Source organism: Marinospirillum minutulum DSM 6287, assembly GCF_000422325.1.
Classification (GTDB): Bacteria; Pseudomonadota; Gammaproteobacteria; order Pseudomonadales; family Halomonadaceae; genus Marinospirillum; species Marinospirillum minutulum.
On the sequence record NZ_KE383818.1, the window covers coordinates 838,600 to 840,863 of the forward strand.

Here is a 2,264-nt window from a genome sequence, read left to right on the forward strand (position 1 = left end):
GTTAGCTTTACAAACCAACCACAATGAAACAAGGAGACGTTATGTCGACAATAACCGAACTAAAAGACTCAATTAACACAAAAACGGTGAATTTGGTCTTGCTTACTATTGCAACAGGCGGAATCTACCCGATTCTTTGGATGTATAAAAATTGCTCAATGCTGGAGTCAATAACTAAAAAGAAAATCTCCGATAATGTATTTATTATATGGTTAGCAGTTTGTGTTGGTCTTGGCGGTGCTTTTACTGGCACTGGCGAAGAGGCACTCGATATTATAGCTGGCCTTTTGATGATCGCGTCATGGGTTCTGTACATTGTTTGGTCATTTAAAGCCAAGGCTGCCCTGCAAGAATATGCTCTAAAAGAGCACAAAATCGACCTGCGCATGAATGCTTTTTATACGTTTATATTTACCATTTATTATATTAATTACTGTGTAAACGACTTGCCTGAAGCAAAGCGTAAGCAAGAGATTTTATCTGGCAAACCAGCTACAACCGAAAGCTAACAAGCACAGTCAGCAGGACTCAAAAACCGCCGCTTCGCTATGGTTTTTGAGCCTCTGCTGTGGGCGTTCAGGCTGTAGAAAAACCTCTTGGGGTTTTGTATTTGAGAATGTTTAGCGCTGCTACGTGAATTCTGGTGTTGTTGGTGATGAAAAGCACTTCAGGATTTACGTAGAACAGCTGGTTTTAGTATAAAAAATGATCATTTTTTTTGGCTGAGATTTTTCTACAGCCTCGTTAGCCAGCATAAGGATAATCCTATGTCGAATGAACAAGATGATAGGGTCGTTGAAGAGTTGCAGAGGTTCTTTCGGTTTGGGGAATGGAACGCAAAGCGAGGATTGCAGACGGGAGGTCGATGCGAATATTGCGACAGAGACCTTCTTGCTTCATTTAATGACTACGACTCTTGGCAAATTGATCATGTCATGCCTTCATCCAAGGGTGGCAAGCATGAATACGAGAACATGGCTGTGTGCTGTAAAACCTGCAACTTCCTAAAGCGCGACTATCTTCCAAGCGGAGAAACCCGAGACGAAAGAGTGGCCGATGCACGACGCCACGTACAGGCGCTGCGTGTAGTAAGAGAGGCTGAGCTTGCCCGAGTACGAGCGCTGGTCCAAGGACAGTTAGAAATGCGGCCTACTAGCTAACAAGGCATTCAAGTTCGCTCGTTTTACTCGCTGGGACTGGCGTACCGCCAGCCCCTTAATTTCGCGTTATGCGTAAAATCAACCAAGGAGAGTATCTAGATGAATGAAGTTGTTACACAAAGAACCAAGGGCGCTGACGAAAAATTTTGCAGTGACTGCGGAGAAACAATTAAGGCAAAAGCTGAGATTTGTCCTAAGTGCGGTGTTAGGCAATCAGCAGTACCGGGCTCACTTACAGCAACGGCACCGAACGGCAAAAGTAAGGTTGCAGCAGCATTACTGGCCTTTTTCTTGGGCGGGTTTGGTGTACATAAGTTCTATCTTGGCCAAGTCGGTCTAGGAATTTTATATTTGGTTTTTTTCTGGACTTTTATTCCTGCAATTATTGCTTTTATTGAATTTATTATTTTCCTAACCATGAGTGACGAAACATTTAATCAAAAATATGGCAATGCATAACAAGTTGCTGTTGTCGCGCTACGCGCTGGGACTGCCTACGCTTCGCTTCGGCAGCCCCAAAGCAAGGCGTTAGGCGTATACGTCCTTCGCCTACATTGAATTACGATCAAGGACGAATTTAGGAGAAACAATGAAAAAACTCATTATCCCAGTAATCTTGTCAACCATAGCTATCGCCGGCTGCTCTCAGTCTGTTCCAAAGTGCAGTGATACTGAAACAACGGATTTGGTAAAACAAATTGCAGACCGTGAAATGGGCAACCAATTAGGTACGGAAGCTGCAAAAATGTTTTCGTACACTGTTGGCGCCATTAGGACAACAAGCACTAATGAGCAAACGGGTGCCTATGAATGTGCAGCTCAACTTGGCATTACCGCAAGTAACACAGGGCAAACGAACGAAATTCCAATTACCTATACAGTTGAAATGACAGATAACGGTGATGAGTTTTACGTTAATGTATTTGGCCTATAAAAGCGCCTAACAAGTACAGCCAGCAGGACTCAAAAACCGCCGCTTCGCTATGGTTTTTGAGCCTCTGCTGTGGGCGTTAGCTTTACAAACCAACCACAATGAAACAAGGAGACGTTATGTCGACAATAACCGAACTAAAAGACTCAATTAACACAAAAACGGTGAATTTG

4 protein-coding genes are annotated in these 2,264 nt (G+C 43.5%); all 4 read left to right on the plus strand.

Annotation, left to right across the window (positions count from 1 at the left end; translation table 11 throughout):
* The first annotated feature begins 41 nt into the window (after positions 1-41).
* Positions 42-509 carry a DUF4234 domain-containing protein gene (locus H571_RS0113575; RefSeq protein ID WP_027849783.1) on the plus strand — a complete coding sequence of 156 codons (468 nt, stop codon included), beginning with the start codon at positions 42-44 and terminating at the stop codon, positions 507-509.
* A gap of 258 nt (positions 510-767) precedes the next feature.
* Positions 768-1,160 (plus strand): HNH endonuclease, encoded by a 393-nt coding sequence (locus tag H571_RS15330; protein WP_036218275.1) that lies wholly within the window; start codon positions 768-770, stop codon positions 1,158-1,160.
* A 99-nt stretch (positions 1,161-1,259) separates the two neighbouring features.
* A complete protein-coding gene (locus H571_RS0113585; protein ID WP_027849784.1) occupies positions 1,260-1,619 on the plus strand; it encodes a TM2 domain-containing protein in 360 nt (119 codons plus the stop codon).
* A 130-nt stretch (positions 1,620-1,749) separates the two neighbouring features.
* Positions 1,750-2,094, plus strand: coding sequence for a hypothetical protein (locus tag H571_RS0113590; protein ID WP_051168357.1), 345 nt, complete (start codon positions 1,750-1,752; stop codon positions 2,092-2,094).
* Positions 2,095-2,264 lie beyond the last annotated feature (170 nt).